The sequence below is a fragment of the Arminella tubonensis genome (assembly GCF_003240585.1).
Taxonomy (GTDB): Bacteria; Pseudomonadota; Alphaproteobacteria; order Rhizobiales; family Rhizobiaceae; genus Rhizobium; species Rhizobium tubonense.
Genome location: NZ_PCDP01000013.1, coordinates 1 through 14,035 on the forward strand (window position 1 = coordinate 1; position 14,035 = coordinate 14,035).

At 58.8% G+C, this 14,035-nt stretch carries 12 protein-coding genes and 1 pseudogene; 5 read left to right on the forward strand and 8 right to left on the reverse strand.

What is annotated here, in order from left to right:
• Positions 1-1,506: 1,506 nt before the first annotated feature.
• Positions 1,507-1,839, forward strand: coding sequence for a DUF982 domain-containing protein (locus CPY51_RS33990; RefSeq protein ID WP_420820672.1), 333 nt, complete (start codon positions 1,507-1,509; stop codon positions 1,837-1,839).
• On the opposite strand, the pseudogene CPY51_RS33995 reads toward CPY51_RS33990, so the two are convergent.
• From CPY51_RS33995 to CPY51_RS05870, 8 genes and pseudogenes are all read right to left on the reverse strand, one after another.
• Positions 1,826-1,964 (reverse strand): annotated as a pseudogene (locus tag CPY51_RS33995) (IS6 family transposase); the annotation flags it as partial. The gene CPY51_RS33990 and the pseudogene CPY51_RS33995 overlap by 14 nt on opposite strands.
• Positions 1,965-2,555: 591 nt before the next feature.
• A complete protein-coding gene (locus CPY51_RS05840; RefSeq protein WP_111159302.1) occupies positions 2,556-2,792 on the reverse strand; it encodes a YjiS-like domain-containing protein in 237 nt (78 codons plus the stop codon).
• A gap of 537 nt (positions 2,793-3,329) precedes the next feature.
• Positions 3,330-4,112 carry a glucose 1-dehydrogenase gene (locus CPY51_RS05845; RefSeq protein ID WP_111159304.1) on the reverse strand — a complete coding sequence of 261 codons (783 nt, stop codon included), beginning with the start codon at positions 4,110-4,112 and terminating at the stop codon, positions 3,330-3,332.
• A 175-nt stretch (positions 4,113-4,287) separates the two neighbouring features.
• Positions 4,288-4,782 (reverse strand): triose-phosphate isomerase family protein, encoded by a 495-nt coding sequence (locus CPY51_RS05850; protein ID WP_244598477.1) that lies wholly within the window; start codon positions 4,780-4,782, stop codon positions 4,288-4,290.
• A gap of 5 nt (positions 4,783-4,787) precedes the next feature.
• On the reverse strand, positions 4,788-5,576 hold the full coding sequence (locus CPY51_RS05855) for an SDR family oxidoreductase (RefSeq protein ID WP_111159306.1): 789 nt from the start codon (positions 5,574-5,576) through the stop codon (positions 4,788-4,790).
• A 22-nt stretch (positions 5,577-5,598) separates the two neighbouring features.
• Positions 5,599-7,077, reverse strand: a complete 1,479-nt coding sequence (locus CPY51_RS05860) for a sugar ABC transporter ATP-binding protein (protein WP_111159308.1) — start codon at positions 7,075-7,077, stop codon at positions 5,599-5,601.
• A 20-nt stretch (positions 7,078-7,097) separates the two neighbouring features.
• Positions 7,098-8,027 (reverse strand): sugar ABC transporter substrate-binding protein, encoded by a 930-nt coding sequence (locus tag CPY51_RS05865; protein WP_111159310.1) that lies wholly within the window; start codon positions 8,025-8,027, stop codon positions 7,098-7,100.
• A 113-nt stretch (positions 8,028-8,140) separates the two neighbouring features.
• The gene (locus CPY51_RS05870) at positions 8,141-9,124 is read right to left on the reverse strand and encodes an ABC transporter permease (protein ID WP_111159312.1); all 984 of its coding nucleotides are present in this window, start codon (positions 9,122-9,124) and stop codon (positions 8,141-8,143) included.
• Between the two features lie 216 nt (positions 9,125-9,340).
• On the opposite strand from CPY51_RS05870, the gene CPY51_RS05875 reads away from it, so the two are divergent.
• The 4 genes from CPY51_RS05875 (at position 9,341) to CPY51_RS05890 (ending at position 13,612) form a co-directional block, all read left to right on the forward strand.
• Positions 9,341-10,150, forward strand: a complete 810-nt coding sequence (locus CPY51_RS05875; protein ID WP_111159314.1) for a transketolase — start codon at positions 9,341-9,343, stop codon at positions 10,148-10,150.
• Positions 10,150-11,106 (forward strand): transketolase family protein, encoded by a 957-nt coding sequence (locus CPY51_RS05880; RefSeq protein WP_111159316.1) that lies wholly within the window; start codon positions 10,150-10,152, stop codon positions 11,104-11,106. The genes CPY51_RS05875 and CPY51_RS05880 overlap by 1 nt, the downstream gene beginning before the upstream one ends.
• Before the next feature lie 66 nt (positions 11,107-11,172).
• Positions 11,173-12,639 (forward strand): FGGY family carbohydrate kinase, encoded by a 1,467-nt coding sequence (locus tag CPY51_RS05885; protein WP_111159434.1) that lies wholly within the window; start codon positions 11,173-11,175, stop codon positions 12,637-12,639.
• A 19-nt stretch (positions 12,640-12,658) separates the two neighbouring features.
• Positions 12,659-13,612: a sugar-binding transcriptional regulator gene (locus CPY51_RS05890; protein WP_111159318.1), complete on the forward strand. Its 954-nt coding sequence runs from the start codon at positions 12,659-12,661 to the stop codon at positions 13,610-13,612.
• The last annotated feature ends 423 nt before the right edge of the window (positions 13,613-14,035 follow it).

Sequence of the window (14,035 nt, forward strand, 5' to 3'; positions counted from 1 at the left end):
GGCAATCCTGAAGCGCTCGAACTGGGTCGATCCGGTAGAGCGTCGCAACGCGTACACCGCGCAGGGCTGGTCGAAGTTCGACGACACGCTCGATCCGTACGGCCCTGAGCAGATTGCCCAGGAACGCAACCGATATCGCCAGCCGGGCGTTTAACCGGTCGAGGCTCCACATCGGTCGGTTTGGAGCCTCATCTTCACGCGAGAATTTGATGCGTCGCGGCATTCTTCCGCGGCTTTTCGGCATTCCGATTCCGATCATTATCCTGATCATGCTCTTTGCCCGATAGGAGAGCATCATGTCCGCAACCCGTCGGACGTAGGGCGCTCGAAGCCAGCGGTTCGCACGTCGAGCCAGCACTGCGAGAGGTAAACTGCACGGAAGCCTCACTTTGAAGAGCAGCGTCCGGCACTCGAAACTAGAAAAGCTGCCAGCGACAGCGAATCCGACCAGAATAACTGGCAAACAATTGGCTACAAAGATGCCGCCTAGCGCCGCGAGGACCGCCGTACCCATTACGCGACCATGCGAGCCGGTGCGGAGACGGATGCCACCAAATTGTTCAAACGCCTCGCATCGTATCACCGCCTGCGTATACGCAGCGAGACGTGCGCGAAGGGGTTCGTCTTTACACATCGGCTCGATCTAGTCAGCCGACGGCGCGCATTGTTGCTGGCCGAACACCATGTTCAACATCGTTGCCGCTCTGGCCGCTCCTTGCCCGATTTTCACGAAGTGGTTCCTCTGTATGGCCAAATGAGAAAGGACTGACCAGACCTGCCAGTGGCCAGCTAGCAAATGCAAGAGCACCGAATGATATTGTAATTTATGTTCTAGGGCCGCGACACTCACCCTTTGCGGAGCGGCTTGCTTGAATTCAATGATCGCGCCAACCGCCTCTTCTGCTTGACTTAAGTAATTGCAGGCGACGACGTCGCTAGGCTTGGCCCCTTTTTGCCAGCCGATCGCCGTGTTGGCCGAGTATCGTCAGACTTTCTCGAACGACGCCATTTGACCCTTTGGCTGGTCCGGCTACCAAAGTTCGCGACATCATCGACTTCGGCAAATTCGCCGGCGGCGTTACGGTTCGGCACCAAGTCTGTCTGTGTGCTCGCTTCGCGTAGTAAAGCGGCGGCGGCCACCTGCTTAGCTCCTTGTAGACTAGAAGCGCAACGTGCTGGGCGTCGTCCGCATCGATGTCATGATGCGTGATGACCGTGAACTTTGCCATTCAAATCCTGGCTCTTATGCTCCGCCGTTCTTACTTTGTGGCGATTTCCGTTGCGGCGTCGACTGCCGAAAATTCTGCAATCTCTGAAGTAACTGGTTAAATCCGCTTAACGTTCAACATAATTAGCATCGAAAGTTCGAATTATGTCGATATGGGCATTTCTGACAAGTATCTCATCGACAGACCTTGAGACAGCCAGCAGCACTTGCTTGAAAAAGCCATTCTCTCCAGCTTCGGCCAAGCAAACTTTGGCAAGGATATTTTCGATTGGAGCGATATGACTAATTCTCTTTGGAACAGACCCGTCAAAATTCGGCTTAAAGGGTGGGAGGCGATATGCATCCGTACCACTGCGGAAGCGGCGCGATGCCTGATCAACGACTGGCCAGCAAAAAAAGACAATATCTATCGTTTGGCAGTTGTCTCCTGCACAAACGCCTTGAGAGGCAGGTTGCCGGACATCGCGGCACGGATCCACTTCATTGCTGCCGCGCAGGCCGTAGATCTCGATCCAGTCATTTGCCCCGATATTAGGGAACCCGATCAATTCGTGGCAGACCTTTGCGAAACATGTGGCAGTTCAATATTTTCGCCTATCTGCGGCTCTTGACCGGAACGTCGAGGACGAAGCCATGCTCATCGACGGCGTGCCACGACCACTTTCCTTCCCTCAATGGTGATCACCATCTCGCCGAGGTACCGTTTGTCAAAGAGCCTGCCGGCTGAACGCTTGCGTTCTGTATGGCTAGTTTCGATTCCGCGCGGAGGAGCTCAGATGAAATGCGTGGACCCTACCGAAGCACGGAAGGCCAGAGACGTCGAAGACCGCGAGATAAAGGGCGCGTCTCCTAAACAGAACAACGCAAAGGGGTTTGCCAAATCTGCCTTGAAGAGGCTGCCGGTAAGGGCAAACACGGGCCGATGAAAACAAACGAGGCAGGCTACAAAGCTGCTGCTTTGCCCCTAAACGAGAGAAGTAGAGCAGTAGAACGCTGCAATATCACCGAATCCTGGCCGCCTGCTCCCGATCGGGAGCTGAGACGCGCAACCACGCTCAATCTAAAACGCTTGTAAGGCCACCAACAGCTTCAGCTTTGGCACAAAAAGGTCAGAAGCTTCTGGCCAAAGAACAGGAACTGCGATGAAATCGATGGGCAATGGAACGCTTTCCCGCTGCCCAGTCCGTATTGTCCGGGGTCGCGCCCGGAATCATCAGGGTGCGAACACCCCGACGGTCCCGTGCGCCACGGTAATCGCTGCCGGCAACGACCGAGCCGCGCTGCGAACGGCCTCTCGCCATGGCCGCCGCCTAGCGTCGACGGCATCCTAAAGCCGGATATCCCAAAGAGAAAATCTGACTTCCAAGAGCACGTCCTCCCTCTCCGGAAGGCCGATATCGCGACGCATGCGATTTGACAGTTCCGTGATCTGGTTCTTCGTTTGACGGTGCCGCCAGGCAGCCCGAAGCAGCGCACGCGCAGTCTTCCAGACACCGAATTTGAGGCACAGTTCATCCAACGTTGCCGCAGGCGTATCAACAGCTATAGATTGAATATCGCGCATGATTTCCTGTCCCGGCGCAACCAAGCAACCAGGTCCTCTTGAAGGTCAAAACGACGGGCGGACGCGGACGATGAAATACGAACAGTCGTCCGATCAGCCGGTCACGTCAGGTCAAGTGGGAAAATGCCAAATGGCAAAAATCCGGGACTTAGAAGCCTCGGTAGCAAATTCGGCCTGGGATAGATGCGCTTCGCATCGATGCCACAATAGCCGTCCCGCCAGAGAGGCGCAAAAACACTTGAATGGAATCCATGTCACGCCTCCTCTGATTTGAATTGCGAGCAACGCCAAAATACACGAGGCCGATTGATCGGCAAGTACACAATTTCGGCTTGCAGAAATCCAACGGGATTCGTTGCAACAGAGCAACACTCCGTTGCTGACCCCTCGACGTCGCACTGAAATGTTGTGCGTCAATGTCACTTCGTTTCGGAGGATCAACGCCATCCTTCGCACCTCGCAGCACGATGGTGCGGACGCCAATGCAAAGGCGTGCTCGGCAAGCGGAGGATCGACCTAAACGGCTGAACAGTCTGTTTATGACATGATCAGACCGCCATCGACATTGATGGTTTGCCCGGTGATATAGGCAGCGTCGTTGCTGGCAAGGAAGGTGACGAGGCCGGCGACGTCTTCCCCCGATCCTGCTCGCTTCATCGGAATTCCCGCGACCCATTCGCTCATCAGTTCTCCCGGAGCGTAATTGCCGAGCAATTTCCCCCAGACCTGATCATTATAGGCCCACATGTCGGTTTCGATGATGCCGGGGCAGAACGCATTGACTGTAATGCCGTCGGTCGCGACTTCCTTTGCCAGACTCTGGGTGATGCCGACGACGCCCATCTTGGAGGCGGCGTAATGCGGTGTGAAGATGAACCCGTCACGCGCCTGGCCGGAAGCGGTGTTGATGATGCGGCCACCGCGGCCGTGCTTGCGCATGCGCGCGATCGCTTCCTGGGCGCAGAGGAACACACCCTTGGTGTTGACGGCCATGACTTTGTCCCACTCGTCTTCCGTCATATCCTCGATGCGAGCGATGGTGATCACGCCGGCATTCTGGATCGAGACATCGACACTGCCGAAAGCCCCTTCAGCTGCATCATAGAGCGCCTTGACGCTCGCCTTGTCGGTAACGTCGCCGACAAAAGAAATGGCTTTTCCACCATCGGCCCTGATCTTCTCCGCGACGCCATGCACGAGCTCTTCATTGGCGGAGACCACGAGATTGGCCCCCTCGCGCGCAAAGCGCCTGGCGATCGCAGCACCGATACCGCGGCTTGCGCCGGTGATGACCACAGTCTTCGTTTCAAAGCGTTCCATTGTCGTCTCCTTTCAAGGGCGGGCCGCAGCGCTGGCCATTCCAATTTCAAACGGCTGCAGAAATGATAGCGGCAAACTCCGATGCCTCAGGGACGCGCCACCGACGAGCGCTCCGTTCACATCGCGGACCCCGAACATCGCTTTCGCGTTCGATGCCCAGTCCCGTCCCGATTGCTCAGACCGGTTCATCGGCAATGGCGAGGTTGCCGCAGGTCGCACCTGTCGGGATTGAACCTAGACGCTGTTCATCGACGACTTCAATCGCTCGACCTTCGTCCCGCTCACCTCCTGTCTCGCCCACGCACACGATCGGCACCAGGCCAGCACGATGGGCGGCAGCCACTTTTCTGGCGATCATTTCACCATCTTCGCCATGAGATGTGCGTCGCTCGGAATGTCCGAGGATAACATATCGAGCGCCGATTTCCGCGAGCATGTCGGCTGACACGTCTCCCGTGTAGGCGCCTTCAACCTCGGGATGGCAATCCTGCGCACCGATCGTGATCGTCGAGCCCTTGGAACATTCCATTGCCCTTCCAACCAGCGTCAAGGGCCGGCAGACGACGATGTCGCACGTCGTCTCGCCCGCCAGCCCCTTCAGCGCCTCGATCTCAGCCCGGGAGGAAGCGAGACCATTCATTTTCCAGTTGCCGGCGATCAGTTTGCGCATAGATCTCACCAGCAGCAGAAGCCACCGTCGACCAGGAGGTCGACGCCTGTCACGAAACTTGCGGCACCTGACAGCAGAAAGACGGCAGGTCCGACCATTTCGTCGACATCAGCCATGCGCTGCATCGGCGTCTGCTCTTCAAACAGTTTCGTCTGGTGGACCATCTCGGGGCGCGTATTCATCGGTGTGGCCGTGTATCCCGGGGAGATCGTGTTGACCCTGATACCGCGGCCGACCCACTCCATGGCGAGCGACTTCGTCATATGGATCACGCCCGCCTTGGAGGCATTGTAGTGGGCCTGGTTGAGCCCCCTGTTGACGATGACGCCCGACATGGACGCGATGTTGACAATAGCGCCGCGCCCGTTCTTCAGCATGGCACGCGCTTCTGCTTGGCAGGATAGGAAGACGCCCTTCAGATTGATGTCCATCAAAGTCTGATATTGGTCCTCATCCATTTCCTCGGCAGGATTGGCGTTGGCGATGCCGGCCGCGTTGACCGCAAGTGAAAGAGCGCCGAGCTCGGCTTCTGTGTGGGCCACGGCATCTGCAAGTGACGATTTGCTGGTGACGTCGGCGGCAATCTGGAGGGACCTTCGTCCCGCGGCGCGGATATGCCCGGCAGTATCGGCCAGACCGGTGTCGCTTCGGCGGTCGAGAAGCGCGACGTCGGCGCCGCACTGAGCAAGTCCGATGGCGATCCTCTGTCCGATGCCGCTGCCGGCGCCCGTGACAATGGCGACCTGGCCACTGAGATCGAATAGTTTCGGTGCGTTGAGAGAAATGTCGGACACCGCTCTGCCTTTCTATCTTTGCCTAGATTGTCGCCAATTCCATGACCGAGACATCATTGGCCTCGCCACGGGTCAAAATGCCTGCTTGCCTGCCTTGCGCCAGCACGAGGATGCGGTTCGAAACGCCGAGCACTTCCTCAAGGTCAGAGCTTACGACGATGACCGCCACCCCCTGTTTGGCGAGGTTGACGATGATGTCGTATATGCCGGCACGGGCGCCCACATCGATGCCGCGCGTCGGCTCGTCGAGCACCACCACCTTCGGTTCGCGCATCAGCCATTTGGCGATCACGACCTTCTGCTGGTTGCCGCCGGAGAGGTCCGAGGCATATTGCTCCGCACGGCCCTTGACGCCAAATTTGGCGACGGCCTTTTCCGCAAAGACGCGCTTCATACCCGCAGTGATCCAGCGCCCCCCCAGCTTGTCGAGATTGGCGTAGACGATGTTCTCGCTGATGCGATGTCCGACGACGAGACCCTGGTCCTTGCGGTCTTCCGGCACCATCACAATGCCCTTGGCGATGGCATCGGAAGGCGCCCGAAGCTTCAGTTCCATACCTTCCAGCCTGATCGAGCCGGCGCTGATCGGATCGGCGCCGGAAATCGCCCGCACAAGTTCCGTTCGGCCGGCGCCGACAAGCCCGGCAATCCCAAAAATCTCGCCGGCGTGAACCTCGAAGGTCACATCCCGGAAAGAACCGTCCGGCGATGAAAGTCCAGACACCTGAAGCACGGCTCGGCTGCTGGGCTCGGGGAGCGCGGGGAACATACGGTCAAGCGACCGACCGACCATGCTTTCGACTATCGTGCGCACGGGCGTCGAACTGTCGGCGAACTCGTGGACCCGTTCGCCGTCGCGCAAGACGACGATCCTGTCGGTGATTTTTCTGATCTCTTCCATGCGATGGGAGATATAGATGATGCCAACACCCTGCGAGCGCAGTTTGCGCACCTGCTCGAAGAGAGCTTCGGTTTCTGCTCCCCCAAGTGCAGCCGTGGGTTCATCAAGGATCAGCAGCCTTGCTTTGAGTGCCAGTGCTTTGGCAATCTCGATAAGCTGCTGATTGGCCGTCGAAAGGCCGGCGACTTTTCGGGTCGCCGGTATGTGGAGGTTCAGTCGTGCAAGCTGTTCCTGGGCGCGATGAACCATCTGCGCGCGATCAATCATGCCATTCTTCATCGGCCAGCGTCCGATGAAGACATTCTCAGCGATGGAAAGGTGCGGTAGAAGCTGCAGTTCCTGATGGATCAGCACGACGCCTTTGTCGATCGCGTCGCGTGGAGCGGCTGGGGCATAGGGCTGCCCCAGCCATGTCATCGTGCCGTCGGAGGGTGCGCGCGATCCGGCAATAATGCCGGAAAGCGTCGATTTTCCGGCGCCGTTTTCGCCGAGAAGAGCCACGACTTCGCCAGGATAGACGTCCAGGTCCACATTTTTCAGAACCTGGAGCGGTCCGTAACGCTTGGATATGCCCCTCAGGGATAGAACCGGCTCGGTCACTGCACACCTCCTCGACGTGACTACGGGTGATTGGCGATGAAGCCCGCCACGTTGTCCTTCGTTGTTAGCGTCGCGTCGAGAAGCTGAACTGGCGGCACCTTATCGCCCGAGGCAAGCTTGACGGCGTTTGCGACCGCTTCACGGCCCATCTTCTGCGTCTGTTGGGTCGCGGTCACATCGAATACGCCCTTGCTGAGCGCCTCAAGTGCTGCCGTGTCGCCATCGAAGCCGCCGAGCACAATCTTTTGCTGGGGGTTGGCGACCTTGATCGCTTGGGCAGCACCGAGCGCGAGGGCGTCAGCTTGTGCAAAGACGATCGTAACATCGGGATTGGCCTGAAGCATGTTCTGCATGATCTGGAAGCCTTCGTCCTGGGCCCAGATGTTCGAATACTGCTCGGCAACGACCTTGACGCCGGGATTGGCTTTTAGGGATTCTCCGCAACCCTTACTGCGGTCGACTTCCGGGGTGGTGCCCTTCTGGCCATGGATAATGACCATCTTGCCCTTGCCGCCGGCCTGCTTGAGGATGTAATCGCAAACAGCCTTCGCTGAGGCTACGGAATCGGTTGCAAGGAAGGTGTCGCCAGGAGCGCCATCGGCGTTCCGGTCGACGTTGACAACGGGGACGCCCGCGCTCTTTGCGAGCTTGACGGGCACAGATGCCGCAGCAGCACCTGCCGGGATATAGATAAGGGCATCGATGCTTTGGGTCAGAAGGTCCTGGATCTGATTGACCTGCGTCGGCCCGTCGCCCTTGGCATCGACGGTGACGACCTGAATGCCACGCTTCTTGGCTTCATCCTCGACTGACTGCTTGATCTGATTGAAGAAGTTTGCCTGTAGGTTGGCGACTGCAAGGCCGATTTTCTTGACTTCTTTTGCCTGAACCGAGCCCAGTGACATCGAGAGCACGGCAGCTGAAGCCAGAAGAATACGCGCGAAATTCATTTCAAATCCTCCGTTTTTGAGGCCCTTGGGTATTCCTCCCCCTCGGGCAGTTGTCCGCTCCAAACCTCTCGGAGAGGAATTCATGGCGGTCCGCGCCAGCGGACCCGTTGTTCTCAAGCTACCCTGCGCTTGCGGATGGTCTCCGCGCCGACGGCCAGGACGATGACAATGCCGATGATGACCTGCTGAAGGAAAGGCGAGACGTTGACAAGGTTCAGACCATTGCGCAACACGCCGATGATCAGCACACCGATCAAGGTTCCGCCGATGCCGCCGGCACCGCCCGAGAGCGACGTGCCGCCGATCACGACCGCCGCGATGGTGTCGAGTTCGTAGCCGAGGCCGCTCGACGGCTGCACGGAATCAAGGCGGGCGGCAAGCACGATGCCGGCAAGGCCCGCCAGAACACCGCTGGCCACATAGACAAGCACAGTCACCAATTGAACCTTGATGCCGGCAAGTCGGGCGACTTCGGGGTTGCCACCGATGGCATAGAGCATGCGGCCCTCAGACCTGAAATGCAGGAAAAGCCAGGCAACCGCGACCACTGCCAGCATCAGAAATACGGTGGCTGTCAGCACACCGAAATGGCGGTCGATCGCGAGCATCGTGAACCAGTCGGGAAAGCCGACAATCTGCTGACCGTCGGTGATCATGTTGGCCACACCGCGCACAGCTGACATCATCGCAAGTGTTGCGATAAATGCCGGGACCCGAAACATAGTGACCATCAAACCGACGATCAGGCCGCTGAGGCCCGACGCAATCAGGGCAAAGACGATGCCGACCCCGATGGGAAGACCCGCGATGTTCGCCGTCCAACCCATCACCATCATTGCCAGCGCGAGCACGGAACCGACCGAGAGGTCGATACCACCGATCAGGATCACGAACGTCATTCCGACCGCCATGATGCCGAGCACTGTGATTTGATCGAGGATGTTGAGGCCATTGCGCAGCGACAGAAAAGTATCGGTGCTGATCGTCAGAAAAATGCACAGTGCCAGAAGTCCGACGAGTGGGCCGGTCGCGCCAGTCAGCTTGCTTCGCCACGTCGTAGACGGGCGGCTTTGCTCATGAATGTCGATCGCCACCATCATTCCTCCCTGGAGACTAAGGGTCGCTATTGCCATATTCCTTCAGGCGAGAATAAATATGCACTCCTGCCGAAAAATTCATTAACAACTTGGAGAAAGGCTGTCAACTGGCCTTGTCTGGCTGCCTGGGCCAACGAGGGACGGGTGGGGGCTTGACTAATCCGGCGGCTGTGCAAAAATATCAGTACATGAATAAATATGCATTGTGAGGAAGCGATGGAAATTTCGGACCTTGAACGTATCGCTCGTGATATACGTCGACGCGATATTCAGGCCGTCTACGAGGCAGGCGCGGGTCACGTTGGAGGCGAGATGTCGGTCATCGACCTTCTTGCGGCGTTGTACTTTCATGTCCTGCGGATTTGGCCCGACCAGCCAAAGCATCCAGATCGGGACCGCTTCGTGCTGTCGAAAGGGCATACGGCCTGCGCGCTCTATGTCGTTCTCGCGGAACGGGGCTTCATTCCCGAAGATGAGATCTCGACCTTCCTGCAACCATACTCGCGGTTGAATGGCCATCCCAATTGCAACAAAGTGCCTGGCGTCGAAACCAATACCGGCCCTTTGGGTCACGGACTTCCGGTCGCCGTCGGCATGGCGAAAGCGGCCAAACTGTCGAGCGCGAACTACCACACCTACGTCATCACCGGCGATGGCGAAATGCAAGAAGGCTCCAACTGGGAAGCCATCATGGCAGCCGCACAATTCAAGCTCGACAATTTGACATTGATCATCGATCACAATCGCTTCCAGCAGGGGGCCTCGCTGTCGGAGACCAACGACGTGGCGCCGTTCCGGCCGAAGCTGGAAGCCTTCGGCTGGGAGGTCACCGAGATCAACGGCAACGCCATGGCCGAGATCGTTCCGGCCTTGGAGCACAGGGGTGGCCGTCCTCACTGTATCGTCGCCCATACCAACAAGGGCCACGGCATCTCCTTCATGCAGGACCGCGTCGACTGGCACCACAAGGTTCCGAGCAAGGAACAGTACGAACTCGCATTGGCTGAATTGTCGGAGGCACTTTAATGAACGCGCCAGTCAACACCCGGAAGCTTTACGACTGCCGTGATGCGTTCGCCGCAACGCTGGAGCGCCTGGCTGCGGAGAATGAAACGATCGTCGCCGTTTGCAACGACTCAGTCGGCTCATCGAAGCTGAACGGTTTCAAGGCGAAATTCCCTGATCGCCTTGTCAATGTCGGCATTGCTGAGCAGAATATGGTGGGCGTCGGCGCCGGTCTCGCCAACGGCGGACGGCTGCCTTACGTTTGCGGTGCAGCGCCGTTCCTGACAGGCAGGTCGCTCGAGCAGATCAAGGCCGACATTGCCTATTCCAATGCCAACGTCAAGCTTGTCGGCATCTCGTCTGGAATGGCCTATGGAGAACTCGGCCCGACACACCATTCGATCGAGGACTTCGCCTGGATGCGGGTACTGCCGAACCTTCCCGTGATTGCACCTTGCGACCGGATCGAGACCGCCGCAGCCGTCGAATGGGCCGCAAGCTACAATGGCCCCTGTTTCCTGCGCCTGTCGCGCGTCGGCGTTCCGGATCTGCTCCCGGAAGGTCATAGGTTCGAAGTCGGCAAGGCAAACCTGCTGCGCGAAGGCTCCGATGTCACGCTGATTGCCAACGGCACGCTGACCCATCGCATGGTCAAGGCTGCCGAGATCCTGGCCGAGCGCGGCATCAAGGCCCGCGTACTGAACATGGCGACCGTTCGTCCGATCGATGAGACCGCCATCATTGCCGCCGCCAACGAGACCGGAGCAATCGTGACGGCGGAGGAGCACTCTATCTTCGGTGGCTTAGGCTCAGCTGTCGCCGAAGTGGTCGTTGACAACGCCCCCGTGCCGATGAAGCGTCTTGGCGTTCCAGGCATCTTCGCACCCACCGGCTCCGCCGAATTCCTCCTGGACGAGTTCGGTATGGCACCGGCAGCGATCGCCGATGCCGCGGCGACGCTTATCAAGCGTAAATAGTCTGGTACCAAATATTTCCGACCGGGGTGCGCATCCGCCCCGGCCTATCGTTTCGAGGAGGCGATGATGCGGGCTATTCTGGCGATCGACCAGGGCACCACGAATTCCAAGGCTGTGCTTGTCTCGGAACGGGGAGATATCGTTGCAAGGGGCTCTGCCGCTGTCGGTATTTCCTATCCGAAGCCCGGCTGGGTGGAGCAGGACCCCAATCGCATCTATGCCTCAGTCTGCGAGGCGATTGACGCCTGCCTGGTCGATGTCGCCGATGTCGTGGTCGAAGCGGTGGCCATCTCAAACCAGCGTGAATCCGTAACCGTCTGGGACGCAGAAAGCGGCCAGGCGCTTGGCCCTGTATTGAGTTGGCAGTGCCGTCGAACGGCGGCCGATTGCGAGCAGCTCATCGTTGAAGGCCATCTGGAGCGTGTGCAGGCATTGACCGGCCTTCCTCTCGATCCGATGTTCCCGGGCTCGAAATTCCGTTGGCTGATCGATCGGGCTCCCGCCGGGCGCCGCCTGCGTCTCGGCACGATCGATAGTTGGCTGATCCATTGCCTGACAGATGGGGAGCGTCACGTCTGCGATGCTTCCAATGCGGCTCGCAGCCAGTTGTTCGATCTTCAGGCGCAGCGCTGGAGCGCCGAACTCGGCGACATCTTCGGTGTCGATGTTGGACTTCTTCCCGCAGTGCTCGACAGCTCCGCAGACTTCGGGACCACGCGGGGCGTCGCGGGCATTCCAGATGGTACGCCGATCCGCTCGGCCATCGGCGACAGCCATGCTGCGCTCTTCGGCCATGGTGCTTTCAGGCCGGGGGATGGGAAGGTGACGTTCGGCACGGGCTCGTCGGTCATGACCACCTTGCCGCACTTCATCGCTCCATTGGAAGGCATCACAACGACGGTCGCATGGCGTCTCGCCGGAACCCCGACCTTTGCCTTCGAAGGCAATATTCTTGTTTCGGCAGCAAGTCTTCCCTGGATGGCGAACATCCTGGGCCTGCCTGATGTCGCGGCCCTCGTCGACCTTGCGGCGACCGCTGAGCCGGGCGCACCGGGATTCGTGCCGGCCTTCGTCGGCCTCGGCGCTCCTCACTGGGATTCCGATGCCCGCGCGTTGTTTTCCCAGATTAATTTCAATACGACCCGTGCGCAGATGGCCCGCTCGGTTACGGATTCGATTGCCTGCCAGGTCCATGACGTCATCATGGCCATACGTGCCCACAGCGGCGCGGAACTCGGTGCCCTCTACGTCGACGGCGGCCCGAGCCAGAATCTGTTCCTCATGCAGTGCGTCGCAAACCTCATCCAACACCCGGTTATTCAATGTGAGGCCCCAGAGGCATCCGCGCTCGGCGCCGCTTATCTTGCGGGACTGTCACTTGGCATATGGACGGATCTTGCCGAGATCGCCGGCCTGCCCCGCGGCAGGCACATTATTCCGCCACAGCCCTCGGAGAGGCTCGCGCTGTTGACAGCGTGGAATGACGCGCTCTTTCGCTCGACGTCACGCCCGACACCAGCTAGATGTGAATAAAAATTCAACTGGAAAAGACATGGCCCGCCTGCACGAACTCCGCCTCATATCGAGAGTTGCTCAGATGTATCACATCGAGAAGCGGCGTCAGGCGGAAATCGCTCAGCATCTGCGCCTGTCTCAGGCGACCGTGTCGCGAATGCTGAAGCGCGCCGAAGCAGAGGATATCGTCCGCACAAGCGTCATCCCGCCGGTCGGTACCTATAGCGAATTGGAAGGCGCGCTCCGCACAAAATACGATCTACCTGAAGCGATTGTGGTCGAGTGTACCGAAGACCGCGACGCCGCGATCATGGCCCGCATCGGCGAGGCGGCGGCCCACCTGCTTGAGGTGACCCTCGCACCCGGTGAGATCATCGGGGTGTCGAGCTGGAGCCAGACGATCTTCAAAATGGTCGAGAACATTCATCCACAAAAAAGTGCACAGGTGAAATATGTCGTCCAGACCCTTGGCGGGATGGGCGACCCGTCGGTCCAGACCCATGCAACGCAATTGACGACACGGCTTGCGCGATTGACCGGGGCAGAACCGAAACTGCTGTCCGTCCAGGGGCTGGCAAGTTCACGGGAGGCCAAACTCCTGATGCTCGCCGACCCATTCGTCCGCGAAACCATGGATCTCTTCGGTTCCATCACCCTGGCGATCGTCGGAATAGGTGCGGTCGAACCGTCCGAGTTGCTCGCCCGGTCCGGCAACATCTTTTCGACAGGGGAACTTGCCGATCTTGCCGAAGCCGGAGCGGTCGGCGACATCTCGCTGCGGTTCTTCGACGCAAGGGGGCGGCCGGTCCGGACGCCCCTCGACGAGCGCGTCATCGGCCTTCCCCTGGAGAGCCTAGAGCGTGTCGATCGGGTGATTGCCCTTGCAGGCGGAGCGAAGAAAACAGCGGCCATAGCCGGCGCCTTGAGAGTGGGTGTCATCGACACGCTGATAACCGACAAATTCACAGCTGAGCGGCTCATCGGTCTTTGAGCATTGCCTGCTGCTTGGGGACTGCTAGGAAACAGCGTTGGTGCGGGGGATCGGGGTGCTTTCGGACTTCATTCTTTGATCCCGTCCTCAACCGAATGCTGGCACGCCACTTGGGTTAGCTTCTCCAAACAAAGTTGGAGTGTCCTGTTTCTGCAAACGTTGGAATGTCACGCTCCCCCCGTCTGAGTGGCGTCTGGGAGATTGCAGATGGGATTGATAACGATGAGCGAGCGCGACCGGCAGCGAATCGAGATTTTGTCGAAGGTCGTTGATGGCTGCATGACGCGAATGTTGACGGCGCATGTTCAGAACTGTTGGCGCGCGACCCAGCGAGCCTAAATGTCGTTCAATTTCTTCGCATCTACTCCCCTTTTGCTCGTATCCGTATCGTTTGAGCGGCTCCAGTTCCCAGGCAGGTTTGCG

Coding starts and splice junctions, on each gene's coding strand:
- CPY51_RS33990 (WP_420820672.1), top strand. CDS start 1,507: ATGACTAATTCTCTTTGGAACAGACCCGTCAAAATTCGGCTTAAAGGG.
- CPY51_RS05840 (WP_111159302.1), bottom strand. CDS start 2,792: ATGCGCGATATTCAATCTATAGCTGTTGATACGCCTGCGGCAACGTTG.
- CPY51_RS05845 (WP_111159304.1), bottom strand. CDS start 4,112: ATGGAACGCTTTGAAACGAAGACTGTGGTCATCACCGGCGCAAGCCGC.
- CPY51_RS05850 (WP_244598477.1), bottom strand. CDS start 4,782: ATGCGCAAACTGATCGCCGGCAACTGGAAAATGAATGGTCTCGCTTCC.
- CPY51_RS05865 (WP_111159310.1), bottom strand. CDS start 8,027: ATGAATTTCGCGCGTATTCTTCTGGCTTCAGCTGCCGTGCTCTCGATG.
- CPY51_RS05870 (WP_111159312.1), bottom strand. CDS start 9,124: ATGGTGGCGATCGACATTCATGAGCAAAGCCGCCCGTCTACGACGTGG.
- CPY51_RS05875 (WP_111159314.1), top strand. CDS start 9,341: ATGGAAATTTCGGACCTTGAACGTATCGCTCGTGATATACGTCGACGC.
- CPY51_RS05880 (WP_111159316.1), top strand. CDS start 10,150: ATGAACGCGCCAGTCAACACCCGGAAGCTTTACGACTGCCGTGATGCG.
- CPY51_RS05885 (WP_111159434.1), top strand. CDS start 11,173: ATGCGGGCTATTCTGGCGATCGACCAGGGCACCACGAATTCCAAGGCT.
- CPY51_RS05890 (WP_111159318.1), top strand. CDS start 12,659: ATGGCCCGCCTGCACGAACTCCGCCTCATATCGAGAGTTGCTCAGATG.